Here is a 24,689-nt window from a genome sequence, read left to right as displayed (position 1 = left end):
TTTATTCTTCAGGTATTACTAATTGTTGTTGTTCTTTCACCGTCTCCAGCACAATAGTAGTACGTGTGCTTAACAGGTTCGGTATCTTGCTGAATTTGCCGCGCATCAGGCTCATCAGTGTCGATGAATCATAAGTACGTACCTTAACCAGGTAACAATCTTCGCCGGCTATGTGATGTACTTCCTGCACTTCGGGTATCCCGGCCAGCATCTTAGCCGTATCATTGCAGCCCGGCCCATCGGCGGCTTTCATAAAAATAAAAGCCAGCAGTTTTTGTTGCAGTGCATTCGGGTTAATGTGAGCCGTATATTGCAGTATAACGCCCTTTTGCTCCAATTTCTTTACACGTTCCAACACGCCGGATGGCGCCATGCCCAGTTCCCGGGCCAGGTCGGCATTGCTGATACGGGCGTTTTCCTGCATCAATCGCAGAATGTGCAGGTCAACTTTGTCAAGCGTAAATTCCGTTTCTGTTATCATACAATAAATGTACAGCACAATCGAACATAATTCATAATACTATTATAAAAAATGAATTTAATTCGACAAAAACTAGCAATATGTGTTTAAACGCCTATTTAAAGTTCTCATAACTTATCCGTTATCATCGGCTAAGCAGCACAAATTTGAAGAAATCTTCGGCCAGGCAATTCACTTTTCAATGATGATTATTTGTTAACTTTGGGTACTTATGAAAATAAAATCATCGCTCTTCGCTTTGCTGATCATTGCCTCATTCAGTGGCTGCCTGAAGGATAGTAAGCAACCGGTAAGCCATGGCAACGACGTAAATGTTAGTCTAACGGGCTCCTGGACCGCAGCTTCAGGAAAGATAGTTTATTATGATGCGACAGGCAATGTTGCATTTAATGCAATAGTGACACCAAACAACCTTGAATTTGACGGCAGTTCGTCAGTTAAAGAAACGGATGGAACTGGCTCATCCACGCCAGGAACCTACAACATCAGTACAACAGGCAATGTTGATTATATAACGATCCAGGAAGCTACAGTTAATGACAAATATGCTATAGTGAGTCTGCAGCCCAGGAAATTGACCTTATCCGAAACCATTTCGTATCCGGATGGGAATAGCCTGCAGGCCGGAGAAAATACTATCATTTACTATTCGTCCGTACAGATAAATACGTATGCAAAAAATGATTTGCCCAGGAACTGAGCGGGCTTGAGAACGTAACGATCAAACAGCTTTGCGCCCCTCACCTTCCAGGCTTGTGCGCAGTTCTTTCATTTCTATTTCATAAACGCGCATGCGTGCCTGTAGTATATCCACCTCGGTACGGAGCATTTGGATCTCGGTGATGAGCTTGGCCGAATCGGGCTTGTCGAGCTTTTTTTCACCGGTGCCAATAATCAGCCATTCAGGCGAATACTTGAGTTGGAAACACAGTTTACGGATAAGGTAATAGCTTACCTCCTGCTTTCGGTTGATCACTTTACTGATAAACCCCTGGTCGACGCCAATAGCATTCGCCAGCGCAAGCTGTCCACCATGATCCTTTACGATGATCTTTAACCTTTTTACTATTGCGTCGTCGGTCATGCCGCTCTTTTTCTGCAATAATAGTCAAAGCCTTTATAAAAGCAAATATTAAATAAAATCCGGATTGTCCTCAGTCCGCAGATGTGAAAATATGGGATTTTGAAATGAGATCAGGAAACCTCAACTCCATCGGATACACCCCGCAATTCGTTTACTTTTATAAGTAATGCGCCAAGCCGGGTATAATAAATTGCGAGGGTTATTTCGCGGTTTTTGTAATCGTCCATTAACTGGTCAAACTGTGCTCTTACTTCTTTTGCTCCCTGCTGATCGACCAATTCCATCGCCGGGTTACTCAACGCTGCTTTAATGGCGTTTACCTTTAATTCGGCCGACCTGAGCATAAAAAGTGGTGGTACGTTTTTATTGGCTCTTAAGATCACATCAACTTTATTAGAATTTTGCTTGTCGTAACGGGCAATCAGGTAGATGACAGCAAAACCTACTACCAGGAAAAGTATAACAACATTCATAAACCGTAATAAATAAGTTAAAAGAATACCACCGGTGGATATTTTATCCCCCTGTTCGTTTTCTACGTGAACACAGTCAATAAGTTACAGAAATATTCAGGATTTTTTGAATACCACCGCGTGTTATTACGGAACTCTCCAGCCGGTTGTGGTTTTTATCTCCTGGTAATCATAGCCGATATTACCGGCCATGGGTATGCCATTATAAAAGGCATAAAATGAAGTTTTTGTGTAATCGCCGCCAACATCAATAGAAAGCTCATCACCCTCCTTACCCACAAATTCGTAAGTGAACGTACCTTTCATATCTGCCCTGTTGCTTAATATGATCGAAGTATCGGCCGGAGCTGCCAATGCAGCATGGCGCACGGCAATTATTACACTATAAGTAACAGATGAATCGCTTTTAACCACAACCCTAACAATGTTTCCGTTAACATCGGCACCGGTTTGCTTTTTCAGCAAAATATTTGATATACTTTGCGCAGATACAGGTGTACTGTTTGTATAATAGATATAAGGCTGGCTTACAACAAGTTTCAGCGTTTGCCCATCGGCAAATAGCACTTGGTAGTTTACATCGGTACCATCCGGCTCTGTAACATCCAGGTATACAAAACCATTGGTGGTGCTAAGTGTGTAGGTGCCTTCTACTTTAGTTTGAATATCTTGAAAAATAGTTACGTGTGAAAACCCATCGAATTGTAACGCTGGCGAAGCAACATATTGTAAAGGCGCCAATGCTTTGCCTGTTGTATCCACTATCTTTTGGCTTTCAATAGGGAACAGCCAGATACCCTTAAGCTGGGCGTTGATGTGCGAAAGGTCGGCAGGTGTGATATTCACTACCGTGCTGATATCCTTTTTGCAGCCTGCGAAAATAGCCGCCGCAAACAAAACGTATAAAAACTTTTTCAACTTACTGAATATTAACTTACACTAAAGTATTTATACGCTGTTGCGGCGGTATTGTTACAGGTTTTACTAATAAGTAATGGGCAACAGGAATTATAACTGGCGTATTTTAATATTGCGGAACGAAATATGATGCCCGTGATCTTGCAAAGCGATATGACCTTTATGAAAAGCAGCAAAGCCTTTCCAGTTCTTGAATTTGCTTTTGGCGACCAATTCGGGCCAGTTAGCATCCCAAAGGTCTGTTTTTACCGTTTGCGTACCATTTAACCAAAAGGTCAGTTCGCCGTTTTTCATGCGGATCACGGTGTGGTTCCATTCGCCAGCCGGGTTCTCAACTTCTTTTGATGGTGCTATAATGTCATAAAGTGAGCCCGCCAGGTGATTTTGCTGTTTGTTGTCTTCAGCTTTTTTATCGTCAAGCAACTGATATTCCGGGCCGGTCAGGTAAGTGGCGTCGTATTGCTTGTCTTCATTCACCAAAAAGATTATTCCGCTGTTGCCTTCTTCGGATATATTCCAATCTATCGAAAGTTCAAAATTCTCATACTCGCCGTCGGTAACAATATCGCCCCTGTCGTCTTTAACCGACGGATCAAGTTGCAACACGCCATCGCTCACGGCCCATCCCGGCCCCGCCGTTGGTTTATGGAAAGTGTGCCAGCCCGTGGTGGTTTTCCCGTCAAACAGCAAGTGCCATCCCTGCTTCTTTTCTTTGGCGGTTAGCTCATTGTTGGTTTGCGCAAGCAGGCTGCTGCATGCAACAAGCATTGCAGGAACGATAAGTAGTTTTTTCATAAATAAATGTTTTGAGGTTATCTGGTAAAAATAGAAAAACCGGAATGATTTACCTGTCTGAAGAACAATAATTTTACATCGGCGGCAATGGCTATGCAAATTTTTCGCATAAATACTATTTAAAAGAGTAGAACCCTAGGCGTGAGTCAAAACCGGCTTTTCATTTGTAACATTTTTGTTATTGAAATTCAGTGATTTAAGCCTCTAAACAAAAAATTTCTTGAATTGAAATTAAATTTCTCAAAACATTAACAAAATTATCGTGTTGCTTTTTTAATTGTCTAATTGATTAACTTAATAAAACACTATGAAAAAGTTATTTGCAGCGTTGATCTTATCAACATTTACTTTAGGGGCATTTGCGGCGACCGGACCTGTGATGAAACAGGACACCAGTAAGCACAAAATGAAAAAAGACACCACGATGAAGAAGGATACTTCAAAAAAACCACCAAAGAAATAAGGTTCACTTCATCCTTTCGAAAGCCCGGAATATCAATATTCCGGGCTTTTTTGTGTTAGTCCTGTGAGTTTATAACTATTTTCTTTTTCCGGTAATCATTCAATATCCCTATTGCCTTTCTTACATTACCCGTCTCGAAAAGATGAATAACCCAAACAGTAAAACGAGCAAAACCTTTTGTGTGCGCCAGGCTTTCGCCTAACCTCCGGATGGTCGTATCGCGCCGGGCAATAAATTCGTCCCGGTCAGGGCCTTTTTTCTGCGAAAGATCTTCGGCAAAACACCACGCACCGTCCCTGGCATTATCGATACTGAATTGAATGAGCGCGAAATTGCTGTTGGACGCGTGCAGGCCCAGTAGCGACAGCAATGGTGATACTTGTCCCAGCTCGTTGAGTACCTGGTTGGTTAGCGACCCTATAACCAGGTTAATGGCATCAAAATCCGATTTTAAAACAGCTATCGGCCTGTCGCCGCAAACATCGGCGGCTGCTATGCCGAGATCGAAGTTGATATGCGCATTCATCCCCAGCAGCAAGTGCTGCAAGATGAGCACCTGCGAACTTTCGGCTTCCTCAAATGCAATGGCCCACGATTTTGACGTCGGCTGTTTATTTTTCCATTGGCTGTAAGCCTCCAGGTAGCGGTTAGCGAACATCACATCCAGTTCGCCCAATTGCTTTCCGTCGCTAAACTGGCCCGATTCAATACCTTCCTTTACCGCTTTGGTAACCTTCAGGTACAAGGCGGCAAAATAGCCCAGGCGGCTTTTGCTGCTGATACTTTCAGCAATGATATGATCAAGTGCCGTTATTACATCGTCGATAGTTTTTGCAGGGCCGGTCTGTTTAAACTCCATTTCAATTGGTTGGATGAATTGCAATTAAAGCTATTGTAATATTACCAATAAACCAATAGGTATTAAACGGTCATTCGAAACGCAATACAGCAATAAAACAATATAACAATGCGACAATTATTTCGTATCCAGCCTCTTTTCATAGCAGAAAAACCTCAAGCCCAGCCTGAAACCCAACCCTATCTCGCCTGCAAAAACATAACCCATCTTTGGGAAAAGGCGTTGGGTGGCAGCGTTGGCTGTATTGGTATCCACCCGAAGGATTTTGATGCCGTGCCTGATAGCTTCCTCTTCTGCCTGCTGCATTAACAGTCCGGCTATGCCCTGTCCCTGGTAGCGGGTGCTTACGGCAAGGCGATGCGTTACGATGGACGTCTCATTTATGTCCCAGCCCACCTCAGCATATTCAGGCTCCTGTTCGGTTGTAATGGCGGATACACCGGCTATGTCGCCTTCGGCATCGGCAACCCAAAGCCGGTTCAACCGGATATCTTTTTCAAATACAGCGGCATTAGGGTAGGTACTGTCCCATTGAAAGTTGCCGGCAGCATTCATAATGGGCACCACTTCGGCAATCAATTTCATTATACCGGGAATGTCTTTTAAAGTGGCCGGGCGAATGTTCATGCTTTGAAAATAGCTAAAGCGGAGTGTAGTAATTTTCTTACTTTGATGTATGACTTTTGATTGACGAAAAATTCCCCTAAGCCAATTTAAAGGCTTCTTTATTGGATTTCACAAAAAATCAGGCAATAATTTATAACGCAATTAAAATCACTTTTCCATCAATTTTTTAATCAAGGCAATTAGGATAATAAGAATAAAAACAGTTGGAGCTATCAATAACCGTTTATTAGCCACAACTTGATGGCGCTTTATTTTGTCATATCCTGACTTGAACACCAAGGCCACTCCGCTAATAATAAAAAGGGCGACAATGCTTTCAAGTATCTTGTTTGTCAAGGCAAGCATAGTTAACAGCATGGCAACAAACAAAAAGACCGTTGCAAGACTATATTTTTGATAAATAGAATACGGCCCATCAATCCAAATCGGCGAGCTTTCTGCAATTACCTTTTTTAGTTCATCATATCCATCAATGGCATAGGGTATCACTAAAATATTCTTTTTTGAGTCATAAACGAAAAGGCTTCCCCTGGAGGTCTTAACTACATACGCTATTTGGGAAAGCTCTATTATTTTGTTTTGGTTATTCTTATTGGTTTTTCCAATAACTCTGTCGTTCAATGTAATCATATAACCTTCATATTTCGAGCCTGCGGTAAAATAGATAATGACAACTGTTATTACGGAAAGGATAGTAAACTGAGCGACATTTAGCCAAAGGTTCAGAGTTGGGGATACATTTTTACCATCACTTTGCCAACTACCTGGTGCGATTTGATCTATTATAAATAGCAATACCCAAATTGATGTTGCGAATACGATGTATTTGCGTTTAATGCCTCGCACAAATTCACCATTTATATGGTATTGCTGAAGTAAGTCTGTATTAGCTGCCATAATTCAGGTTAGTTACCGCAAAATACAAATTTTCGGTTTTTGTTGCATGATACGGATATTTTACTTTACTTTGAATAACAAAGTACTTTTACAATAATCACTTCAATTATTCAAGTCATGAAAAAAATTGCTCCTGTATTCAAAAGCTGGTTCGCCTACGCGACGGCTATTACATTGGTATGCGGTATCATTTACGTTACCGTGCAGCAGAGTTACCGTACGTCGGCCAACGACCCGCAATTACAAATGGCCGAAGATGCCGCCAATGCTATAAGCAAAGGCGCTGCGCCTAAAACCGTTATCGGTGCGGCAACACCGGTTGAGATATCTGAAAGCCTGTCACCCTACCTTGTTATCTATGATTCGGCCGGCAATATGGTAGCCAGCAATGCCAGCCTGAATGGCGCACCGCTGAGGATACCCAAAGGCGTGGTGGATTATGTAAACAAGTATGGTAAAGACGCCGCCACATGGCAGCCCGAACCCGGAGTGCGCCAGGCCATGGTGGGAATACGAAGCATTGGGAAGGGTTTTATAGCTTTCTCCGGCCGTTCGCTCAGGAGGGTCGAAGAACGTATCAGCATCCTCGGCGAACAGGTGGCGTTGGGCTGGATCATGTCGCTTATCGGCATGGCGGTGGTACTGTTCATCATCAATGCATTTACCCCGCGGTCTGCCTTGTCATAAAAAGTGGTTTAATATAGTTGGTTGTGTTTAGATAGCCCGGCGAAACTTGTTAGTGATAGTTTTAGCCGGGCTTGTTTACAACACCTGGTTAAACTCCAGCCGTTCCCCGTCCGGACCCAGGATATTAAAATAACGGCAGCCTTTTTTCCAGAATGCCAGGAACACCGGCGCGGGCTCGCGAATGTCGAACCCTGCGTTTTTTAGTACAGCGTAGGTTTGTTCAATATCATCCACGTCGAAAGCAATATGATCGATATGACCGTTTTTCCGGCTGCGTATTTCGGGCAATTCTGTTTCGGGCAACTGATACAGCTCAATGGTAATATCCTTCAGCCGCATCATTACAGCTTTGCCCCTGTGTCCGTTAAAATCGAATCCGGCCGTCATTACGTCCGCAAAACCAAGCCGTTTATAAAACGCAACCGACACTTTCATATCGGTAACCGGTATGCCAATATGCTGCAGGCTATTTATCTTTAAATTGATTCTCAATTGTCAGGGAATTAATATCTTAAATATAATATGTGTTTTTCAAAAAACATTGTCTTTTCCCGGGAATCCTTTGATAACTAATCACTAATTAACTGATCTCTAATTAATGATTATGCTTCTTATGTATGTCCTTCACCAGGCATAGTTTCTTTATCTCTTCCAGTTTAATTACAAAAGGCGCATATTTAAGCCGGTTGCCTATCATTTCGGTAACATTATCGCTATGGGCTATCACTTCATCTTCCTTATCGCCGGCAAGCAATCGTTTATACATGCGGTAGTCGCCCCATTCTATATAATAAACCTCGCCGGGTAATATCTTTCTGTCATGTATCACTTTCAATGCTACCCAGCAGCCATTCTCCAGGTAAGGGTACATACTATGGCCCCATACAGGCAAGGCAAAATCACAATCTTCGATACCGGGAAAATTCATATGGCCGATGGGCGTCGTATCGTTAATATCCTTGTAAACTTCCACCCCCGATGCCGTTGCCACAACTTCATACATAGGTATGCCCTCAAAAGTACTTATCGTTTGGTTTACTACAGGAGTCTTTTTAACAGAAATAAATTCTTTATACTTATCTTTAAATATCTGTAACTTATCCGGATCAATATTCTGACGGCTCTTTATGATCTCTGTAATAGATGCCGGCGAATTAAAGCCCAACGCTTCTGCAAGTTCGGCATTGCCTTTAAAAGCCCTTCCCTTTAGCTGATTATAAAGGATTATAAATTCCAGGGTTTCAGGCCGCACCCTTTTCACTTTGTTTGATTTGGATTGCTCTTCCATAAATGTGGATAACTTTTTCGAATTATTTCTTTACAAGAATACAGATAATTCTTTACATTTGTTTTGTTATTCTTCACGAAAGTAATACAATTTCAAACAAAAGCAAGAATGAAAATTACAGAATTTAAAGAAAATTCATGGGATAGGTATGTCCCCGGATCATCAGCGGAAGGGCCGTAGCCGGTTATCACATTTTTCCGTTTTACCCGCGATATACATAAGTTTAAATAAAACGCCTAAACCTTATCACTTATATATAATATATCATGCACCTTATCTATTCCGCCTTGCGGCCTGAGCAGGAAAACGACACCCCGCCGCCCGACCCAAAACTCATGCAATGTTACAGCGCGTACCTGGCAGCCTGCGCAAAACATCGTGAGCACATCATCGAGATACAGAAGTATTTTCCTAAATGGCAACCTCGTTTCCGGTAAGAATTCGATAAATGAATCTTACCAGTCAAACAGGCCCGGCTGCGCTCATCCCATAACCTTATTCAAATAAATTAATTAACAAGCAATGATAAAACTAACTCAAAAACTGAAGGACGAGCTATGGTGGCTCGTGATCTCCGTGAACTATGATTATAGCCGTATCAGCATCGCCGACCACGAGATCAATGGCGACTTTATTACCCTTTGGCTCGAAGACAAGCAGGATTTCAAAAACTCGCTCGATGAATGCCTGCAACTGGACATCAGCCTGAAAAACTTTGCCAAAATGATCCGCGCTGATGGCCTCAATAGTTATGAGGGAACCAAAATGCATCCCAAAAAAGGTTTCGTTTACAAAACACGTATCGAAATAAACGAGCCTATTAAATGGTATCGTGAAGATGCAACCGCCGCCGAACAGCAGTGGGCCCGTGAAGCTGCCCTCAAAAGCGTGTTGACGCAACTGGTGGAAAGCGAGGTATATGACGAACGATGAAGGCGATAAAAAAATTTCCAACAGAATATGCCATATAACATATTCGGCATAAATATTAACCCGATCAGACCACTCCTATTTCGCATGGAATAAACTGTTTTGGAAATAGATCGGGTAGTTGTTTAAAGTCAGATTATTTGGATCGCTGCTGCGTGCACCGGAGTTGTAAAAGTAAATAAACTTAGAATCGAGCATAGAGGTATCGCTGGTGTTCTTTTTCGCGAAATCGTACAGCGCAGTGCTGTTCACAAGTTTCAGTCCGCCCACATTATTAATACTGTATCTATCGGTCCAGGTAGCCGAGGCAATATCTTTCGACGTCTTTACGTTCGCGATATTTAACGAATAGGTTTTCTCGCCGGTAACCTGGCATGTTCTTGCATCGAAATCTGCCACTTCAAACGATGGATTATTACCGTAATTCGGACTTACAGACGACACAACGCGTGCGTACGCAACGGGAGCACCTGCGACATTGCTAAAAACCAGGAAACTGTTGCGATGTGTGTGCCCCGCTATACCAAATGCGATATGGCTGCTATTAACGGCCATAATGCTGTCAAACGTGGTTGTGTACCCTGCGCTCCACATCAGGGTATCTGTCCGCCGTTTATCAGCCGGTTTTGATTGATTAGCTACGATCTTATAAGTATCATCACCCGGGGGCATATGATATATGATCCATGATTTTTTGGTCGAATCTTTTGACAGGGTACTATTTAGCCATTGAAGCATGGAAGCCCCGTCTTTGTAGGTAACCAGCGAGTCCTTGCCTTTATAACGATGGGAATTATCACTAACCAGCGTACTGTTCAGCGCGATAAAATTCAGGTTAGGGAAGTTGTCGCCTTTGATAGACGTGGCATAATAACCGCCTGCTTTTACAAATTCACCGGTATCAACACCAATACCGTTTAAATTCCACGACCGGGCAAATGCGCTTAAAAAGGCTGGCGATTGTTTTACATAATCGCCGGCATCGCTGTCGTTGTTGCCGAACACCGGGATAATGGGTATTTTCTTATCAAATGTTGCATGAAATATCTGTGCAACTTTGTCAATTATCGCAGCCTTCTGCCCGTCCTGCACCTCGTGCCCGACAAAGTCGCCTGCGATGACGATAAATTTGGGTTCGGGCAATACGTCATGCATCTTTTTTACCACGGCCTGTATCAATCCAAGGCTCGGGTCTTTGCCATAGCCGGTAGAGTCGTTATCAAGCTGCAGGTGAATATCCGATACAATAAGGCATTTTTCGGCTCCGCAGCCACAGTTCTTACACGCCCATAGCAAAAATGAACAAAGAACAAATGCAATAGCTGGCAGGAATTGGTTGTTAAGGTTTCTCATAGTGATAAGAATTGATGAGCCGCTATATAGCACACGACTTTTTATGCTAATTTACAACACATGCTGGCAGCAATCAAAGGGTGAAAACACGGTATTTTTAACGCGGAAAGTATGTTCCCTAAGGCAGCAATTTCCATTTCTGGAATTCGCTTTTTATCGTCCCTATGATCTTATCCGATAATTTACCATTGATAACAATTTTCGCACCTATCCAAAGCAACCCCCTGGTGAGCCAGTTAAACTCGGTTATATTGAGTAAAGCTGCCTGTATCCGCCCTTTGATGGCTGAACGATACTTATCAATATCGCTTTCTTTTAAAGTGGGCCAGTTAGTTCCTGAACTGAATTTAAAATCGGGGAAAGTATAATTTGTTGCATCTGCAAAAATCGGGATGATCTGGTAGCTGTTATCCTTTGTCGACTTAAAATCGTCTTTATTGGTGTTTGCATACCCGGCGGCAAATATCGGATTCTTATCCAGGTTTTCGGCCGGGATAGTAAAGTAATCACGAAGGAATATCTTGCAGTTGTATCGTCCAAGGAAGTAATCATGCACCCTAAACTCTTTATTAATAAAGCCACCAAAGCCGCCGAGTGCCCCGCAGGCAATGGCAAGGTCGCCGGCTAACTCAGTCTCATTTCCATCCGGCCCTTTTACTATCCTGGCCGGTGTTATCAGGTATTGCCCCGCGCAGTCGTCGTCAAGGGCATTTTCAAGGTTTATCGGTTTCGCCCGCATTTGCTTAAGCATGGTTGCCAGCGTATTACTGATAACATTGGGCAAAGCGGTTGAAAGGGCGATGATCGGTGGCGCCGATGTAGGGAATGGCTGGATCATCAGCACCGTCGACTGAAATTTATTGAAATTATTATAATCATCCGGGTTGTCCTGCCCGGTCACATCGCTTAATACATCGCGCACTTTGTCAAATGGTTCGTTATTGATAAGGCCGCCGTCTACGTTCAAAGTCTGGTACTTGCCTTCGGTCAGGGGATTTTGTTTAAGATAACCCTTAAGCCATTGGTTATTATTCACATACTGCGCATCGCGGGTAACTATCCTCGATTGCAGCCCAACGGGGAATGCACCGGTAGCCATAGCTGCGGCGGCCGCTATATCGGTATTGGTTTTATTTTTCAGGTTAAGTGGTATCCAGCCGCCATTGGGGCCGTCAATATTGCCCTCGGTCAGTTGGAAACAAGCATAATCATTATGGATAGCCATAATATACTTGCTTTTACCGGTGCTATTGACCGATTTGAATGGGATATTATAATCAAAGCCCTGCAGGTTGCTCAGGGTAGTAAACACCTTTAATCCCGGTGTGATGAAAGCGGGCAAAGGCTGCCATTTTGCAGGGTCAGCGTCAACCACGCGTTTAGCTATAGGATCTATAAAACTTGAGTTAAGCGCAGACAGCACCGCGCCAGGCTTAATGTCCGAAGTATCAAGCATGGTCGAAAACATATCCACCCCCGTAAGATCGACCCATGAATGATAAAGTTTATTTTCGGGATGCTCTGCCAGCAGGTCGGCTGCCGGTACGTCGATAGGCGTAAGCGGGTTGTTCATTGCTGAGGCACCCATTACACTGGTCATACCACCTGCAGAGGCCCCTCCCATTACGGGTATCTGTACCTTGTGTGCAGGAACACCGGGCTGTCCCCGGCGTCTTTCCCATTCGGTGAGCGCCTCTATCAGGTAATCCATTACCCCGGCCGTGTAAGCGCCCGCCGATACCGCGCCTGCCATACAAAGGCCAACATAAAATGTGTCTTGCCTGGTTGTCGTATCCGTTGCCATAAATAGTTAGGTTTTATCACATAAATTTCCAAATTAATTTTGACAGATACCTGCGTTAAAACACGGTATTTTATATAGTGTAAATACGCAATGTGAGCTCAAAATTTGCCCTATCCGTTCAAAAGCCCGCACGCGCTGTACAAAAAAACAGACACTTCAGATAAATGAAACAGCGTTTTTAGTAAAATTTGAAGGAGTGAAAACAATGGCACAATATTTTCAATAGCCTATACAACTAAACAACTAAAACCATGAAAAATTCAACTCAAACCACCGTAACAATAAAGTCCCTGGATCTCGAGCTTAAAAGCTTACTCGAACAGGATCTGAAAAATTTCAGGGCAACGCAGAATAAGAACAACCAGGCGCCCGGCAAACAACTAATGGCTGCCTGACCATCATACATCATCTGCCTTTGTGAAACGGGCCGCTTGAAAAATATCCAGGCGGCTTTTTTATTCCGTGGTTTTTGAGGATCTAATCGGCAAGCAAAGCATCTTCCATTGCTTCATCTGCTTCATCATACGCTAACGGGATGCCCTTAGAAGTAGTGATCAGTGGCGCGGAGAGGTTTCTTTCGGTCGTTTTGGTATTGATTACTTTCGTTGTTGTACGGAAGCATTTGGTGCACCGGATATTGTTCCCTTCCTCAACCCAGTTGTGGTCGCAAGGTACTTTTACATTAAGTTTAGCTGTGAATAAGGCAATAAGAATAACCAAAAGGCTAAAAGAAATCAGGATTAGCAGTAGCATCGTTGTAAGTTGAACATTTCACTTGCATAACAACAAATTGATACTTTTGGTTTTTATTTGTAATCCTACAGATAATTTTTTTCTTTAAACTATTGTTAGCAAGCGTGTTTAATTTTATCAATGTTGATACAACAAAAGTCCATACGGCACTTTTGGATCTATCCATGTCGATTTTGGCGGCAAAATTTCGCCGGCATCCGCCACATGGATCAACTGATCGATACTTAAAGGGCAAAGGGTAAAAGCGACAGCATCTGGGCAGCCATTTATCAAACCTCTTATTTCGCTCAATGCACCTGCGCCGCCTATACATTTGAGCCGTTTATCATTCACTGGGTCAACAATTCCGAATACCGGCGCCAGTAGTTGCTCCTGCAATATTGACGCATCAAGGCGCGATGCAAAATTACCAATTGGAATGTTTCGGGGTGTCAATTCGAACCATTCGCCAAAGGCGTACATACCTATCCTGTTAAAATCCCGCGGTTGTACCGGCGCATCTGCCCGGGTTAGTTCAAAACGTTCGCGTATCCTGTTCAAAAGATCTTCTTTCCCGGGAGCCGGATCAGGGAAAACCACCCTGTCAAACTCCTGGATACGTAATTGATCGGTGGCCATATAAAGCGCCGATATCGTATTAAATACAGGTTCGCGATTTTCCCGCTGCTCGTGGGCAAGCCGGTAAGCCGATTCAAGCCTGTGGTGCCCGTCGGCAAGGTAAACTGTTTTAACCCGCGCGAAGGCTGCTACCAATTCCTTTAAAGTGGCCTCGTCCTCAATTCGCCATAACACATGTGCGGCTTCATGATTACTTATAGATATTTTGTTATGTCCGGCGGCCATCGTTTCTGCAATAATACGGTTGACTGTGACACTCGGTGTATAGGTCATCAGGATGGGGCTGCCTTCAAGGCGTGTGTTTTTCCGGTAGTTCTTTATGCGTCGCACGCTATCGGCAAAAGTAAGTTCATGGGTTTTGATGGTGCCGTTCGTATAATCCTCCAAACCCGTTAAAGCCCATATCGCAGTTTGACGGTAAGTTTTATGCGTCACTTCGTATACATACATTGCCGGCTTGTCACCCGACTGCAGCAACCCTTGTTTTATAAGTTCATTCAGCGTATGCCTGATGTCTTCGTATGCTTTCGCCTGCCCCTCCGTCGTTTCAGGACGGTGACGAGCCCCTATTTCCAGGGCTATTTTCAGCACCGGCAAACCGTCAGCATAATGCGAGTCGCCGGCTACAGATTGTACCTGCGGGGATGTTTGTATCAAGCTGGTTGCGTACAGGGGGTTGGGCCGTAGGGCCCTAAAGGGTTTGATTGATGCCATAGAATATACCTGGGCACGAAAATAGATAAATTAATACACTTTGCCCACTACATTCTACCGTGCTCAGATAAACAATTTAACGAATATGAAGCTATTTAGTTGTTTTTTTTATTTGGTAATTCACCTGCTTTATGTTGTAACTGATACACTAAGTAGCTCCTCTGTCCCCAGTATTCAATAGCAAAACCATAGTGTTACCTGGCAGAAAATCGCACCCCGGCCGCCACTCGGATAGTAAAAATGATGAGCCATATCGCCCTGGCAAACATAGCCATACGCTCAAGCAAGCCGGCATAGGCGCCATGATTGTTGATAGAATACCCAAACATAATGATCAGAACTGCAACAATAATCCCGGTGATAAAGGAAAAAGTGGACCACCCTTTCCACCGGGTATCTCCTTTAAACCGCTGCGCAAACAGGAAGAAACTAACGATCATTGATGTGAAAATCACGACGCTCGCAATGCTGTGCATCGGGTTATGAACAAACACGCCTGCGATGATAAGCCCCAGGGCCGTAAGTTCGTGCATTAAAGGTAACATCTTTGAGCTGCCCCCTTCACCTAACTCCCTGCGTAAACCGGCAGCAAATGCCCACATAAAAAAACCGAAAATTATAAAATCAACTGATTGGATCCATCCGTTGGGTAGTAACTCCAGATCGCCGATAGGTTGCCGCACAATGATGTAATCAGGATGGAATGCCGAAAATGAGAAATTTATAAGGCCGAAAAGTGCAGAACCGATTATAGCGCAACAAAGCAAAAAAGTATTAAAGGGCGGTCGTTCTTCTTCGGCACGGTACGGCATAGCGGGCAGTTTCACGTTAGGTTGAATTGCCAAAAATACTTAATTAATAGGTAAGACGAAAGTGTCGCCACACGAAAGCACCTTTTCCCAGTTGATATGGCTGACAAAAGATACTAATGCCGGGGTTTGGTGAGATCGCTGGTGGAAGTAAAACAACATACCACGCCACAATATTGCTTTACTTTAAACGCATTGTTTTTCAGGTAATTATAAATTTATTCTGAGTTCTTCGATTCGTACAGCGGCAGCATAAACCAGAAAGTAGCGCCTTTCCCGGATTCGCTCTCAACGCCAATAGTACCTCCATGCTTTTTAATGATTTCCGAACTGATATACAGACCCAGCCCCAGGCCCGAATTGTGGTATGCAGGTTGTCCGGCACGATAATAACGTTCAAACAGGTGCGCCATTTTATCGGCTTCTATCCCCGGACCGGTATCCCGTACCGATACCTTTGCCATACCGCCCGCTACTTCGGCACCAAGGTAAATGGTATCCGATTCAGGCGCATACTTAACAGCATTATTCACCAGGTTGGTTATCACCTGTTCTATCCGTACTTCATCTGCCCAAACTATTATATTTTTATTACCGTTGAGCACCAGTTCGCGTTTCCCCGAAAGTCTTATGTCAGTACAACAGGTTTCCATCAGTTCCGTTATCCTGAAATTTGTTTTGTTCAGATGCAGTTCCCGCTGGTTTACCCGGCCTGCATCAAGTAATTGCTCAATTAACGATGTTATTTTTTCGGTGCTTCGGTTTGCCTGCGTCACCAATTTGGCGATGATCGGCGATGAAGGATCATTTTTAACATTGTCGAGCAACTGGAGCGAAGCTTTAAGGCTTGTAACCGGTGTTTTTAATTCGTGACTTGCAATGCTGATGAAGTCGTCCTTCTTTTGCTCCATCAAAATCCGTTCGCTTACATTATAAAAATTTGCAACTATCGCTTTAACGGCCTCATCTTCCAAAAGATTGGTGATCGAATTCTCCAGCCATACCCAATCGCCGTTTTTGTGCTTTATCCTGTGTACAAACGAAATGTTTTTGCCCGGGTGCTTTTTCAATTCTGCCATATCTCTTATCATTTCCGGCAATTCATCCGGGTGGGCCAGTGCCCATGGTGGCATGTCGATAAATTCATCAGCGGTGTAGCCAATTATACGTTCGATCGACTGGCTTACATATATTCTTTTATTATCTGCATCTGTCAGTACAATACCTTCAGTACCTTTTTCAATCATCGCCTTAAATAGCAATTGGTTTTGCCGTATTTGCCTGTATGCTACGGTTACGCCCGAACTTAGCAAGGTTATTAGGGAACATTCACATAAAAATATAATGGTTTTAACCAGATCCTTTGGCAAAAGTTCTATTGTGTCAAGCGGGGGTATAAACAGGTAGTCCGCTAGGAAAGCCGAAAAAAAAGCTGCAAATATCGCCGGCCCGATGCCGGAAAGAATGGCGCTAAGGCAAACAATACCAAAATACAACAGGTAGGGGCTGCTGATACCGATAGTTTGCTTGAAATACAATTTAAGGCCCGTTGCGGCCAGCACCAAAAATAAAGTGATCAGGTACCGGATATAAGCCGGTCTGCTTTTATTCTCGCCCATCCAGATAAGCGAACTGCTAAGCTGTCCAAATGTATTGAATATCGATCTATTCCTTTTTTGTGCCATGTTTCCAGACCGGGCCTTCCAGCAAATACTTTTTCAGAGCTCAAAATATTGAAGTTTTAACAACCACAATATGAGTATGTTTCAATAAATATATTTAAAAAAAATAAAATAATTGCACTTACCTGTTGCAACGTACGTTTTTAATACATACCTTTGATTTATGATGATGCCAAAAAAGGATAAAAGTGAAGGAACAGTGCCCACAAAGACCGAAATGGACGTATTGCAGGTACTCTGGCGATATGGCCCTTCGACAGTGCGTTTTGTGCATGATAAGCTGAACGAACAAAAGGAAGCGGTGATCTATACCAGTACGCTAAAATTGATGCAGGTGATGAAAGAAAAAGGTATGCTTAACCGTGACGAAAGCAACATGAAACACGTCTACAGTGCGGCGGTAGGCGAAGACAGTGTAAAGGGTAACCTGCTTGGCCGCTTTGTAGATTCGACGTACAATGGTTCCCCAAGCAGCCTTATGGTGGCCCTGCTGGGTAACGACAAAACATCGGCAGAGGAACTGCAAAAAATAAAGGATCTGTTAAACAACATGGATAATCAATAAAATAATGCAAACGCTACAGGCAACAGGCACGGTGTCACAACACTTCTTCCAGGCATTCGGCTGGATGCTTATCCACTCACTGTGGCAGGGCTTGTTGTTAGCAGTTATCACCGGGCTCATACTCACATTCGCTAAGCGCTCCGGCGCCGCTGTAAGATATAATGTAATATTGGCTCAATTGGTGCTATTTATTGTGGCTTGTGCGTCGACTTTTGTTTGGGAATGGAACAAAGCACCCCTGCAAACTACCGCCCACCCCTTAGCAGTTACCATCAACACAACCTCGCTCCCGTTCGATATTAATGCCGCAAGCATAAGAGCATTTGCGAAAATATGTATCGGCTACTTCTCTGCTAACGCGCCGATGATCGTCCTGCTGTGGTTTGTATTATTCATTTTCCGTTCGCTCCGGATGATGGGCGGCATGGTTTATATTCGCCGCGCCAGGAACCGCTTTATATATCAGCCGCCAGCTGAATGGAAGGACAAAATTGAGGTATTATGCCACAATCTGCAACTGAAGCGGGCTGTGACCCTGCTCGAGTCAGGCTATGTAAAAATGCCTATGGTTATCGGTCATCTCAAGCCGGTTATTCTTGTACCAGTGGGCTTAATAGCCGGTTTACCTGCCGGCCAGGTAGAGGCCATTTTGTTACACGAACTGGCACACATCCGCCGGCACGACTATATGGTCAATTTCCTGCAAACCGTTGCCGAAACCGTGTTCTTTTTTAATCCCGGCTTGTTGTGGATATCGTCGCTGCTGCGCGAAGAACGCGAAAATTGCTGTGACGACATCGCCCTCGGGCAAACCCAAAATAAGCGTGAATTTGTACAGGCTCTCATTAGCTTTAAAGAGCACGCCCTTTATGGTAACAATTACCAGGTAGCATTTCCCGGCAAAAAGGATCATCTGCTTAACCGGGTTGCACGTATCCTCAATAACCAGCACAAAGCTTTCGGGCCCGCTGAAAAAGCGTTTTTTATGGGAGGTGTGGTGGTACTGTCAATAGTCGTGGCTACGGCAGCCATAGCACAGGTAAAGAGCTCGAATTATGCCACATCGCATAAAGCTCATATCCCGGCCGTAAAGCAGATGGCCGTGAAACAACACAATGCCTTACAAAACGAACGTGTGTTTACAAACGGTGCTCTACCCGGGCATGAAGCGATAAGCAGGAGACGCGCATCAATAACGGTTACCGGGCGACTGCAATATTCAAATGCAATTAAGACATCCGATATCGTGTCGACTGTAATTTCCAACGGGCTGCAAAGCAATGGGACGTCCCCGGCGGCAACCGATCAGCTGAGCGCCAGGCAACAGCAGGACGAAGCGCTCCGAGACCAGGTGCAAGCTAAAAAAGACCAGGTGCAGGCGGTGATTGACCAGGCGCAGGCTAAGCGCGACCAGGAGCAGGCCCGTTTGGACCAGGTACAAGCTAAAGAGGACGAAGAGCGGGCCAGGAGGGACAGGGACGAAGCCCGGAAAGATCAGGCAACACAAAATGCTATTCAACAACAAAAGAACAAGGAGCAGGCTGACCTGAACCGTGACCAGGCAAAGAGAAATGCAGAGCAGAATGTTCGCAACCAGGAACAGGCTAAAAGGAACGCCCTGCAGGCCGTACGCAACGAAGAGCAGGTAAAACTAAATGAAATACAAGCACGCAAAAACCAGGAACAGGCCATAAAAAATCAAACCGGCATACAGCAATAAAATAACTGATCATAACATAATACTGGGTAATGTGCGGAACGCGCAACCGCAACTACCATTTTGCTAACAATTAAAATTTGATGTTTTTAATACCATTGCTTTTACGGCGATGCAGATAAGTATTGCCTGATCTTTAAACTTTAATTCAACAAAAATGAAAACAAATTACAGGAACAGCTTATGGCTGACAGGGATGCTATTGGCCGCATTTTCGGCCAGTGCACAAACAAGCGTATCAGATAAAAAGGCCGATAATGAAGGTATCCGCCATAACTACGATATCGTACATAATGAAAATGGCAACCGGACGGAACGAATTCAGACTGAACTCAACAACAGGATATACAAAATAGAATTTGTGAATGAGAAGATGACGTCGCTGTTTGTTGATGGTGAGAAGATTGCCCCGGCCGATTGGCATAATTACAATGAGGCAATTGCCACTATTCGACGGGAGATGAAGGAACAGGCCAGGCGTAACGCCGAACAGGCGAAAAGGAACGCCGAACAGGCTGTGCGGAACCAGCAGCAAGCGAAGCTTAATGCTGAGCAGGAAGTGCGCAACCAGGAGCAGGTGAAACGCAACGCCGAGCAGGCCCGGCTAAATGCAAGCCAGAACGCTGTAAACGCCGAACAGGCTGTACGGAACCAGGCACAGGCATTAGCTAATGAAGACCAAGCTAAGCGGAACGAGGAACAGGTAGCCCGCAACAAGGAACAGGCAAAACGCAATGCCGAACAGGCGCAGCAAAACGAACTGCAGGCAAAGAAAAATGCGGAACAGGCGCGTGCCAACGAACAAATGATGAAGGATATAACCGAGGACCTTGTAACCGATAAGATAATCCCCGATTCTTCGGGTTTGCGCGAGATGAAGCTAAACAAATTTGGGATGAGCGTGAACGGCGTTAAGCAACCCGAAGCCATATTCAGGAAATACAAAGAGAAATACAGCAAGTTCTTCGACGGCAATTTCAGTTACTCGAGGGATGGTGTTATCCGCGGAAGCGGTGACTGAGAATTTGGCACCCTTTAGGGCACCAACTATAACTTAGAAACGAAACAAAAGCGAATTAAAACTTTAGCCATATGCTCTGTTATTGCATCGCTATTTTTCTAACGCTCTGCACCACTTTTCTGATCTTAAAGTCGGGGAGGAGATAATTTAAAATAATCAGAATCAAAAAAAATGAAAACAAATCACATTAAAGGCGGCATGCTGCTGATAGTCACAACCGCCTTGACCATCAGCGCTTTTGCGCAGCAAAATGACACGATGAAACGTGCCTTCAACATGGGGCGGTACAACAATAGCGACGTCATCGATAACTCGGTACCCGGAAAAGCGCGTGAGCATATCAGTACCAACTGGAAAGGACGGTACTATGAGATATTGCTGGTAAACGACAAAATAACCGGTTTATATGTAGAAGGCGAAAAAATACCATCTGAAAAATGGGGGGCGTACAGTAAAACTATCGCGGCCATTCGCGAACAGGTACGCAAGGACCGCATACAGGCAAGGAAGGACCAGGAACAGGCCCGGCGCGACCAGCGGCAGGCTATGCTTGATGAGCAGCAGGCGAAGAAAGACCAGGAACAAGCGGCCCGCGACCAGGAGCAAGCTAAACGTGACCAGGAGCAGGCCCGGCGCGATGAACTGCAGGCTAAGGAAGAACAGGAGGATGCACAGCGCGACCAGGCACAAGCCAGGCTGGACCAGGAGCAAGCCGGCCGTGACCAGGAGCAGGCACGCTTAGACCAGGCTCAAGCGAGGAAAGACCAGGAGGAGGCCCGCAAGGACCAGGCGCTTATGAAGCAACTGATAGCTGACCTATTAAGTGATACGATCGTACCGAACGAGAAAAGCCTGCACGAGATGACCCTTAACAGTGAGGAAATGACCGTGAATGGCACCAAACAGCCGGACAACGTATTTCAGAAGTATAAAGAGAAATATAAACGTTTCGCCGGTGGGGAATTTTCATTCGAAAATTCCGGGAACAGGCACGGTATTCATATGAGCCGTCAAAGTATTAGCAGTAATATGTCGCAAGACGTACGAAGTTTTTAAAGACTTCGTACGTCTGTTTTTAATCCAGCGTGTAATTTTTTTGCAGTGCCTTCAGTAGCATCCGAAAAGCCTTCCAGCAAGTATTCCTTCCAGGGCTTGGGCTTATGTTCTAATTGCGGGTGGTGGTGTACTTCCATGGTGATGGTTTATTGGTTGATAAAATATTTCCGGCTTTAGACCTCAACTTCCCTTCATCGAATGCCAAATGTATGCTATCCCGAATCCCACGACAGTGTAAATTATGGCCCTGATCAAAAGCGCTTTGGTCTTGCTACTCATTGTTCAGCTTGTACTCGTAGTTTATTTTGCTTATCAACGCTGTGTCAACAGTTTTTTGTACCGTCAGCCGCCGTATCTCCCCCATAAAGCTCGACTTCCGCTGATGGATATAATAGATCAGCATATTGATCTTTTCCTTATCGTTACTGATCAGCTGCGGATTACCAGGGGGCATCACCAAATTATTGGTCGACCCGCCCGCATATTCCTGTGCCGTAAGTTCACTTGTTTTTACCGAAACCATTTGGTTAAATATTTTCGCATCAAACAACTGGCCCAGCAACGGGTAGCTTAAAACATCTTCTTTTTGCTCAATGTCCTGTAAATTGCGGTATTCCTGGACTACTTTTTCATAGTCCATCAAGCCATTCACTATCTCCCTGTTATGTATCAGCCTCAGGTTTCCTGAACTTTTCATTTCCAGGATAGTATTGTCTCTTGGCTCGAATACCTGGTTACGGGTGGATAACCTGGCCAGGTAATACATATTCGAGCCATTTTTCACCGGGCCTGAGGCTTCAAGGTAGTTGATGAGCGTATCGAATTTAGCTATCCTGGTCATAAGAGCCGGAATCCAAAAGTTGATATTAGCGGTATCACTCACCAGGTCTTTTTTTAAATTAACAGCATATTCATGTTCCTTCGAGCGTTCGCTCAGATGCTCCCGGTAGCTCTCTGCAAAAAAACCGGTCATTACGGCTAAAAAGATCATAAAATATTCCAGCAGGTATTCCTTCCAGGGCTTGGGCTTATGTTCTAATTGCGGGTGATGGTGTACTTCCATGTTTCCTGTTTTTGCGGATGAATTTGTTATGAACGTTTTCGGGCTTTGCGTAGCCGGACCCGTCTTTCTCGCAGTCATCTCTCTCCACCCTCCAAGCCGTGGCAATTGTGTTTGAAAAATGAAAAGCGATATGATTTTAATGACGAATAGCGATCGGGAACGACGCTGCGGAATATACCAGGTAATATCAATTGTGCAGGCAGGTAGGGCATTTGCTATCGGCTAAATGTTTATTGCCCTAATATATTCAAAATCAGTCAATCACAGGTAATTGAAATAATATTTATAAACATCGGCACAGCCGGAACAATCAGGGCGGCAATAGGTATAGATTTTGGCCAATTAAGGCCCATCGGCCATCATGGCCCTGATGCTTCGCTCCAATTGCTCATCCTCAAAATTTGGCGCCTGGTGGCCCAGGTCATTGTTCAGCACCACCAGTTTTGCCGAAACGAATTTGGCAAAAGCCATGGCCGGGACCGGATTTACAAAATGGTCCTGCCGCGAAACAATGATGAGCATCCTCGCATTGATATGATCGGCGGCTTTTTTCAGCGATCCATCATAATCGCGTGCTATATCATGCCCGATGATGGCATTCAACTGGTAATAGGTATCGTTCCAGTCAGGTTCCTCCAGGGTGTCAACGCGGCGTTGCCAAACGGAAAAACTGTCTCTCGACATGATACGCGTCTTATAATCTGGTGTCGTCGAAGCAAATTCAAGCATCATCGATGCAGCGGGAATTATGGGATTGACCTTGTATTTTCCATGCTGAAAAGCGGTATCAGCTTCAATTATCCTGCGAAATATATTATATCCTATCAGGTCGTAACTGGTGGGTTGCGGCGAACCCACAATGGGTATCAGCCTTTCCGAAAAATTAGGATAGCTTATCCCCCATTGAAAAGTTTGTGTCCCACCCATAGATATACCCAGCACAGCCTGCAAATGCTTGATGCTCATTTTTTTCACCAGCATTTCGTGTTCGCTCTCTACCATATCCCTGATACTGAAAGCCGGGAAATCGGCACCATGTTGTAACTGGCTGTTTGACGGCGACGAGGAAACACCGTTGCCCAGCGCGTCGGCTATGATGAGGTAAAAGCGATTGGTATCAATAACGTGCCAGGGCGGTGCATATTCCTCGATATTTTGCGAGGTACCTCCAAACCAGGTCAGGAATAAAACACCATTATCTTTCTTTTTATTAAGCTTACCAAAGGTTCGGTACCCTATATGGCAATCCTTTATCTTCGCGCCCGACTCAAGCTTAAAGTCCCCGATATTTGCAAATTGCTGCCGGTCAGGTTCGTCATCCGGATCTTTGCTTTGCGCCCGGCCCAGCACTGAACTTAGTATAAATAAAGCGGAAAGGATATATTTCATCCAATGGAATTTTAACCGCACAGCGGCGGCTTACCAATATGGGGCAATAATTGGCTGTTAAATATATTGAAATTGAATTAAATGGTGAAAGATTACCGTTGCCGGACCCATTATCAGGCGCCATTTAAAAAAAGATGAGTTAATTTGTGATGTTATGAAAAGCCTTGATGATCTGTTATTGCTTGGCGATCCGTGTCTTTACCAGGTTTGTGAACCGGTGATACAGGAAGAACTCCCGTTGGTCAAAACCTGGGTGGCCGATATGGACAACGTGATGAAACAAATAAGGGAGCGTTATCACTTTGGCCGGGCCATAGCTGCGCCGCAGCTGGGTATTATGAAAAGGCTTATCTACATGAACATTGATAAGCCTGTTGTATTCATCAACCCGGAACTGACCGGTTTAAGCGATGAGAAGTTTGAACTTTGGGACGATTGCATGAGCTTTCCTAACTTACTGGTAAGAGTATCGCGGCACGCTTCGCTTACCATCAATTACCTGGACGAAAACTGGCAGCCACAGCGATGGCACATGACCGGCAGCCTGTCCGAACTATTGCAGCATGAGTACGACCATCTCAACGGTATCCTTTGCACCATGCGGGCCATCGATGAAAAGTCGTTCAAATGGAGGCCCTGATAG

At 44.5% G+C, this 24,689-nt stretch carries 30 protein-coding genes; 11 read left to right on the top strand and 19 right to left on the bottom strand.

The genetic code is table 11. The features are described 5' to 3' along the window. Nucleotide 1 precedes the first annotated feature (1 nt). Nucleotides 2-481 carry an Lrp/AsnC family transcriptional regulator gene (locus tag FRZ54_RS12635; RefSeq protein WP_187359616.1) on the bottom strand — a complete coding sequence of 160 codons (480 nt, stop codon included), beginning with the start codon at nucleotides 479-481 and terminating at the stop codon, nucleotides 2-4. A 211-nt stretch (nucleotides 482-692) separates the two neighbouring features. Between FRZ54_RS12635 and FRZ54_RS12630 the strand changes: the two genes are divergently transcribed. After that, complete coding sequence (locus FRZ54_RS12630; RefSeq protein WP_147031961.1) at nucleotides 693-1,181, top strand: hypothetical protein; 489 nt, start codon at nucleotides 693-695, stop codon at nucleotides 1,179-1,181. A 21-nt stretch (nucleotides 1,182-1,202) separates the two neighbouring features. On the opposite strand, the gene FRZ54_RS12625 is transcribed toward FRZ54_RS12630, so the two are convergent. From FRZ54_RS12625 to FRZ54_RS12610, 4 genes are all read right to left on the bottom strand, one after another. Then, nucleotides 1,203-1,565: a helix-turn-helix domain-containing protein gene (locus FRZ54_RS12625; RefSeq protein WP_147031960.1), complete on the bottom strand. Its 363-nt coding sequence runs from the start codon at nucleotides 1,563-1,565 to the stop codon at nucleotides 1,203-1,205. Between the two features lie 110 nt (nucleotides 1,566-1,675). Beyond that, complete coding sequence (locus tag FRZ54_RS12620; RefSeq protein WP_147031959.1) at nucleotides 1,676-2,038, bottom strand: hypothetical protein; 363 nt, start codon at nucleotides 2,036-2,038, stop codon at nucleotides 1,676-1,678. A gap of 126 nt (nucleotides 2,039-2,164) precedes the next feature. Then, nucleotides 2,165-2,956, bottom strand: coding sequence for a hypothetical protein (locus FRZ54_RS12615; protein WP_147031958.1), 792 nt, complete (start codon nucleotides 2,954-2,956; stop codon nucleotides 2,165-2,167). A 90-nt stretch (nucleotides 2,957-3,046) separates the two neighbouring features. After that, nucleotides 3,047-3,751: a 3-keto-disaccharide hydrolase gene (locus FRZ54_RS12610; RefSeq protein ID WP_147031957.1), complete on the bottom strand. Its 705-nt coding sequence runs from the start codon at nucleotides 3,749-3,751 to the stop codon at nucleotides 3,047-3,049. Between the two features lie 307 nt (nucleotides 3,752-4,058). Here FRZ54_RS12610 and FRZ54_RS24480 point away from each other — a divergent pair, with 307 nt between their 5' ends. Further along, nucleotides 4,059-4,214, top strand: a complete 156-nt coding sequence (locus FRZ54_RS24480) for a hypothetical protein (RefSeq protein WP_187359615.1) — start codon at nucleotides 4,059-4,061, stop codon at nucleotides 4,212-4,214. 55 nt (nucleotides 4,215-4,269) lie between these two features. Here FRZ54_RS24480 and FRZ54_RS12605 read toward each other — a convergent pair whose 3' ends face one another. From FRZ54_RS12605 to FRZ54_RS12595, 3 genes are all read right to left on the bottom strand, one after another. Continuing rightward, nucleotides 4,270-5,073 (bottom strand): DUF5995 family protein, encoded by an 804-nt coding sequence (locus FRZ54_RS12605; RefSeq protein WP_147031956.1) that lies wholly within the window; start codon nucleotides 5,071-5,073, stop codon nucleotides 4,270-4,272. Between the two features lie 117 nt (nucleotides 5,074-5,190). Further along, nucleotides 5,191-5,700, bottom strand: a complete 510-nt coding sequence (locus FRZ54_RS12600) for a GNAT family N-acetyltransferase (protein ID WP_147031955.1) — start codon at nucleotides 5,698-5,700, stop codon at nucleotides 5,191-5,193. A 147-nt stretch (nucleotides 5,701-5,847) separates the two neighbouring features. Next, nucleotides 5,848-6,597 carry an adaptor complexes medium subunit family protein gene (locus FRZ54_RS12595; RefSeq protein WP_147031954.1) on the bottom strand — a complete coding sequence of 250 codons (750 nt, stop codon included), beginning with the start codon at nucleotides 6,595-6,597 and terminating at the stop codon, nucleotides 5,848-5,850. Nucleotides 6,598-6,714: 117 nt separating this feature from the next. On the opposite strand from FRZ54_RS12595, the gene FRZ54_RS12590 reads away from it, so the two are divergent. Then, on the top strand, nucleotides 6,715-7,284 hold the full coding sequence (locus tag FRZ54_RS12590; protein WP_147031953.1) for a hypothetical protein: 570 nt from the start codon (nucleotides 6,715-6,717) through the stop codon (nucleotides 7,282-7,284). Between the two features lie 75 nt (nucleotides 7,285-7,359). Here FRZ54_RS12590 and FRZ54_RS12585 read toward each other — a convergent pair whose 3' ends face one another. Beyond that, entirely contained in the window at nucleotides 7,360-7,776 is a 417-nt protein-coding gene (locus tag FRZ54_RS12585; protein ID WP_147031952.1) for a VOC family protein, read from the bottom strand. Between the two features lie 103 nt (nucleotides 7,777-7,879). Further along, nucleotides 7,880-8,572 (bottom strand): S24 family peptidase, encoded by a 693-nt coding sequence (locus FRZ54_RS12580; RefSeq protein ID WP_147031951.1) that lies wholly within the window; start codon nucleotides 8,570-8,572, stop codon nucleotides 7,880-7,882. 266 nt (nucleotides 8,573-8,838) lie between these two features. On the opposite strand from FRZ54_RS12580, the gene FRZ54_RS24475 reads away from it, so the two are divergent. Then, on the top strand, nucleotides 8,839-9,009 hold the full coding sequence (locus FRZ54_RS24475) for a hypothetical protein (protein WP_187359614.1): 171 nt from the start codon (nucleotides 8,839-8,841) through the stop codon (nucleotides 9,007-9,009). A gap of 85 nt (nucleotides 9,010-9,094) precedes the next feature. Then, nucleotides 9,095-9,505 carry a hypothetical protein gene (locus FRZ54_RS12575; RefSeq protein ID WP_147031950.1) on the top strand — a complete coding sequence of 137 codons (411 nt, stop codon included), beginning with the start codon at nucleotides 9,095-9,097 and terminating at the stop codon, nucleotides 9,503-9,505. A 75-nt stretch (nucleotides 9,506-9,580) separates the two neighbouring features. Here FRZ54_RS12575 and FRZ54_RS12570 read toward each other — a convergent pair whose 3' ends face one another. Then, entirely contained in the window at nucleotides 9,581-10,855 is a 1,275-nt protein-coding gene (locus tag FRZ54_RS12570) for a metallophosphoesterase (protein WP_147031949.1), read from the bottom strand. 118 nt (nucleotides 10,856-10,973) lie between these two features. Next, nucleotides 10,974-12,659 (bottom strand): patatin-like phospholipase domain-containing protein, encoded by a 1,686-nt coding sequence (locus FRZ54_RS12565; RefSeq protein ID WP_147031948.1) that lies wholly within the window; start codon nucleotides 12,657-12,659, stop codon nucleotides 10,974-10,976. Between the two features lie 251 nt (nucleotides 12,660-12,910). Here FRZ54_RS12565 and FRZ54_RS24470 point away from each other — a divergent pair, with 251 nt between their 5' ends. Further along, nucleotides 12,911-13,054 carry a hypothetical protein gene (locus tag FRZ54_RS24470; protein WP_187359613.1) on the top strand — a complete coding sequence of 48 codons (144 nt, stop codon included), beginning with the start codon at nucleotides 12,911-12,913 and terminating at the stop codon, nucleotides 13,052-13,054. An 82-nt stretch (nucleotides 13,055-13,136) separates the two neighbouring features. On the opposite strand, the gene FRZ54_RS12560 is transcribed toward FRZ54_RS24470, so the two are convergent. From FRZ54_RS12560 to FRZ54_RS12545, 4 genes are all read right to left on the bottom strand, one after another. Beyond that, on the bottom strand, nucleotides 13,137-13,412 hold the full coding sequence (locus FRZ54_RS12560) for a hypothetical protein (RefSeq protein WP_147031947.1): 276 nt from the start codon (nucleotides 13,410-13,412) through the stop codon (nucleotides 13,137-13,139). Nucleotides 13,413-13,529: 117 nt separating this feature from the next. Then, complete coding sequence (locus FRZ54_RS12555; RefSeq protein WP_147031946.1) at nucleotides 13,530-14,744, bottom strand: DUF1015 family protein; 1,215 nt, start codon at nucleotides 14,742-14,744, stop codon at nucleotides 13,530-13,532. Nucleotides 14,745-14,938: 194 nt separating this feature from the next. After that, a complete protein-coding gene (locus FRZ54_RS12550) occupies nucleotides 14,939-15,589 on the bottom strand; it encodes a DUF998 domain-containing protein (RefSeq protein WP_147031945.1) in 651 nt (216 codons plus the stop codon). A 182-nt stretch (nucleotides 15,590-15,771) separates the two neighbouring features. Continuing rightward, nucleotides 15,772-17,238, bottom strand: a complete 1,467-nt coding sequence (locus tag FRZ54_RS12545; RefSeq protein WP_147031944.1) for an ATP-binding protein — start codon at nucleotides 17,236-17,238, stop codon at nucleotides 15,772-15,774. Between the two features lie 160 nt (nucleotides 17,239-17,398). Here FRZ54_RS12545 and FRZ54_RS12540 point away from each other — a divergent pair, with 160 nt between their 5' ends. The 4 genes from FRZ54_RS12540 to FRZ54_RS12525 all read left to right on the top strand — a co-directional run bounded on the left by FRZ54_RS12540 (nucleotide 17,399) and on the right by FRZ54_RS12525 (nucleotide 21,594). Further along, the gene (locus FRZ54_RS12540; protein WP_147031943.1) at nucleotides 17,399-17,800 is read left to right on the top strand and encodes a BlaI/MecI/CopY family transcriptional regulator; all 402 of its coding nucleotides are present in this window, start codon (nucleotides 17,399-17,401) and stop codon (nucleotides 17,798-17,800) included. Nucleotides 17,801-17,804: 4 nt separating this feature from the next. Further along, nucleotides 17,805-19,520: a M56 family metallopeptidase gene (locus FRZ54_RS12535; RefSeq protein WP_147031942.1), complete on the top strand. Its 1,716-nt coding sequence runs from the start codon at nucleotides 17,805-17,807 to the stop codon at nucleotides 19,518-19,520. A gap of 154 nt (nucleotides 19,521-19,674) precedes the next feature. After that, the gene (locus FRZ54_RS12530; RefSeq protein WP_147031941.1) at nucleotides 19,675-20,538 is read left to right on the top strand and encodes a hypothetical protein; all 864 of its coding nucleotides are present in this window, start codon (nucleotides 19,675-19,677) and stop codon (nucleotides 20,536-20,538) included. 171 nt (nucleotides 20,539-20,709) lie between these two features. Beyond that, nucleotides 20,710-21,594, top strand: coding sequence for a cell envelope integrity protein TolA (locus FRZ54_RS12525; protein WP_147031940.1), 885 nt, complete (start codon nucleotides 20,710-20,712; stop codon nucleotides 21,592-21,594). On the opposite strand, the gene FRZ54_RS24465 is transcribed toward FRZ54_RS12525, so the two are convergent. The 3 genes from FRZ54_RS24465 to FRZ54_RS12515 all read right to left on the bottom strand — a co-directional run bounded on the left by FRZ54_RS24465 (nucleotide 21,591) and on the right by FRZ54_RS12515 (nucleotide 24,046). After that, nucleotides 21,591-21,731 (bottom strand): hypothetical protein, encoded by a 141-nt coding sequence (locus FRZ54_RS24465; RefSeq protein ID WP_187359612.1) that lies wholly within the window; start codon nucleotides 21,729-21,731, stop codon nucleotides 21,591-21,593. The genes FRZ54_RS12525 and FRZ54_RS24465 overlap by 4 nt on opposite strands. A 134-nt stretch (nucleotides 21,732-21,865) precedes the next feature. Beyond that, nucleotides 21,866-22,657: a hypothetical protein gene (locus FRZ54_RS12520; protein WP_147031939.1), complete on the bottom strand. Its 792-nt coding sequence runs from the start codon at nucleotides 22,655-22,657 to the stop codon at nucleotides 21,866-21,868. 342 nt (nucleotides 22,658-22,999) lie between these two features. Then, nucleotides 23,000-24,046: an alpha/beta fold hydrolase gene (locus FRZ54_RS12515; protein WP_147031938.1), complete on the bottom strand. Its 1,047-nt coding sequence runs from the start codon at nucleotides 24,044-24,046 to the stop codon at nucleotides 23,000-23,002. A gap of 154 nt (nucleotides 24,047-24,200) precedes the next feature. On the opposite strand from FRZ54_RS12515, the gene FRZ54_RS12510 reads away from it, so the two are divergent. After that, a complete protein-coding gene (locus FRZ54_RS12510) occupies nucleotides 24,201-24,686 on the top strand; it encodes a peptide deformylase (RefSeq protein ID WP_147031937.1) in 486 nt (161 codons plus the stop codon). The last annotated feature ends 3 nt before the right edge of the window (nucleotides 24,687-24,689 follow it).

Origin of the sequence: Mucilaginibacter ginsenosidivorans (genome assembly GCF_007971025.1) — a bacterium.
GTDB classification, from domain to species: Bacteria; Bacteroidota; Bacteroidia; order Sphingobacteriales; family Sphingobacteriaceae; genus Mucilaginibacter; species Mucilaginibacter ginsenosidivorans.
This window is presented reverse-complemented; position numbering and strand designations above follow the sequence as displayed.

Coding starts and splice junctions, on each gene's coding strand:
- FRZ54_RS12635 (WP_187359616.1), bottom strand. CDS start 481: ATGATAACAGAAACGGAATTTACGCTTGACAAAGTTGACCTGCACATT.
- FRZ54_RS12630 (WP_147031961.1), top strand. CDS start 693: ATGAAAATAAAATCATCGCTCTTCGCTTTGCTGATCATTGCCTCATTC.
- FRZ54_RS12625 (WP_147031960.1), bottom strand. CDS start 1,565: ATGACCGACGACGCAATAGTAAAAAGGTTAAAGATCATCGTAAAGGAT.
- FRZ54_RS12620 (WP_147031959.1), bottom strand. CDS start 2,038: ATGAATGTTGTTATACTTTTCCTGGTAGTAGGTTTTGCTGTCATCTAC.
- FRZ54_RS12610 (WP_147031957.1), bottom strand. CDS start 3,751: ATGAAAAAACTACTTATCGTTCCTGCAATGCTTGTTGCATGCAGCAGC.
- FRZ54_RS24480 (WP_187359615.1), top strand. CDS start 4,059: ATGAAAAAGTTATTTGCAGCGTTGATCTTATCAACATTTACTTTAGGG.
- FRZ54_RS12605 (WP_147031956.1), bottom strand. CDS start 5,073: ATGGAGTTTAAACAGACCGGCCCTGCAAAAACTATCGACGATGTAATA.
- FRZ54_RS12600 (WP_147031955.1), bottom strand. CDS start 5,700: ATGAACATTCGCCCGGCCACTTTAAAAGACATTCCCGGTATAATGAAA.
- FRZ54_RS12595 (WP_147031954.1), bottom strand. CDS start 6,597: ATGGCAGCTAATACAGACTTACTTCAGCAATACCATATAAATGGTGAA.
- FRZ54_RS12590 (WP_147031953.1), top strand. CDS start 6,715: ATGAAAAAAATTGCTCCTGTATTCAAAAGCTGGTTCGCCTACGCGACG.
- FRZ54_RS12580 (WP_147031951.1), bottom strand. CDS start 8,572: ATGGAAGAGCAATCCAAATCAAACAAAGTGAAAAGGGTGCGGCCTGAA.
- FRZ54_RS24475 (WP_187359614.1), top strand. CDS start 8,839: ATGCACCTTATCTATTCCGCCTTGCGGCCTGAGCAGGAAAACGACACC.
- FRZ54_RS12575 (WP_147031950.1), top strand. CDS start 9,095: ATGATAAAACTAACTCAAAAACTGAAGGACGAGCTATGGTGGCTCGTG.
- FRZ54_RS12570 (WP_147031949.1), bottom strand. CDS start 10,855: ATGAGAAACCTTAACAACCAATTCCTGCCAGCTATTGCATTTGTTCTT.
- FRZ54_RS12565 (WP_147031948.1), bottom strand. CDS start 12,659: ATGGCAACGGATACGACAACCAGGCAAGACACATTTTATGTTGGCCTT.
- FRZ54_RS24470 (WP_187359613.1), top strand. CDS start 12,911: ATGAAAAATTCAACTCAAACCACCGTAACAATAAAGTCCCTGGATCTC.
- FRZ54_RS12560 (WP_147031947.1), bottom strand. CDS start 13,412: ATGCTACTGCTAATCCTGATTTCTTTTAGCCTTTTGGTTATTCTTATT.
- FRZ54_RS12555 (WP_147031946.1), bottom strand. CDS start 14,744: ATGGCATCAATCAAACCCTTTAGGGCCCTACGGCCCAACCCCCTGTAC.
- FRZ54_RS12545 (WP_147031944.1), bottom strand. CDS start 17,238: ATGGCACAAAAAAGGAATAGATCGATATTCAATACATTTGGACAGCTT.
- FRZ54_RS12540 (WP_147031943.1), top strand. CDS start 17,399: ATGATGATGCCAAAAAAGGATAAAAGTGAAGGAACAGTGCCCACAAAG.
- FRZ54_RS12535 (WP_147031942.1), top strand. CDS start 17,805: ATGCAAACGCTACAGGCAACAGGCACGGTGTCACAACACTTCTTCCAG.
- FRZ54_RS12530 (WP_147031941.1), top strand. CDS start 19,675: ATGAAAACAAATTACAGGAACAGCTTATGGCTGACAGGGATGCTATTG.
- FRZ54_RS12525 (WP_147031940.1), top strand. CDS start 20,710: ATGAAAACAAATCACATTAAAGGCGGCATGCTGCTGATAGTCACAACC.
- FRZ54_RS24465 (WP_187359612.1), bottom strand. CDS start 21,731: ATGGAAGTACACCACCACCCGCAATTAGAACATAAGCCCAAGCCCTGG.
- FRZ54_RS12520 (WP_147031939.1), bottom strand. CDS start 22,657: ATGGAAGTACACCATCACCCGCAATTAGAACATAAGCCCAAGCCCTGG.
- FRZ54_RS12515 (WP_147031938.1), bottom strand. CDS start 24,046: ATGAAATATATCCTTTCCGCTTTATTTATACTAAGTTCAGTGCTGGGC.
- FRZ54_RS12510 (WP_147031937.1), top strand. CDS start 24,201: ATGAAAAGCCTTGATGATCTGTTATTGCTTGGCGATCCGTGTCTTTAC.